Here is a 679-nt window from a genome sequence, read left to right on the forward strand (position 1 = left end):
AGAAGACTTGGCTTTAGAGCAAGATCTTTTAGCTGATCCTAAGGAGCTCGCAGAACACTTGATGCTGATCGATCTGGGGCGTAATGATGTTGGGCGTGTCGCGAAAACTGGAAAAGTTTCGCTCACGGACAAAATGATTGTTGAACGTTATTCGCATGTCATGCACATCGTCTCTAATGTGACTGGTGAGCTGAAAGATGGTTGCTCAGCCATGGATGTTCTTAGAGCAACATTTCCTGCCGGCACATTAAGCGGAGCGCCTAAGATTCGCGCAATGGAAATAATTGATGAGTTAGAGCCAGTGAAGCGTGGTGTATATGGCGGCGCAGTCGGATATTTGTCTTGGAGCGGCAATATGGACACTGCAATCGCGATTCGAACAGCCGTGATTAAAGATGATGTGCTTCATATTCAAGCTGGAGCCGGTGTCGTTGCAGATTCAGTGCCTTTAAACGAGTGGGAAGAAACCATGAATAAAGGGCGAGCCGTATTCAGAGCTGTGGCAATGGCAACGCAAGGTGTAGACAGTGTTTCTAATGAATCTGCAAAGGGGGATAAGTAATGTTGTTAATGATTGATAACTATGACTCCTTTACATACAACGTCGTGCAATATCTAGGTGAATTAGGCGCCGATGTGCGAGTTTATCGAAATGATGAAATCACTATTAAAGAAATCG

Annotated in this window: 1 protein-coding gene and 1 pseudogene; both read left to right on the forward strand. The window is 45.1% G+C overall.

The features are described 5' to 3' along the window. Positions 1-562, forward strand: a 562-nt coding sequence (locus A3762_RS23510; RefSeq protein ID WP_197469538.1) for an anthranilate synthase component I family protein, incomplete at its 5' end; no start/stop codon positions are given. Continuing rightward, positions 562-679 (forward strand): annotated as a pseudogene (locus A3762_RS23515) (anthranilate/aminodeoxychorismate synthase component II); the annotation flags it as partial. The gene A3762_RS23510 and the pseudogene A3762_RS23515, both read left to right, overlap by 1 nt.

The organism is Oleiphilus sp. HI0125 (genome assembly GCF_001635355.1).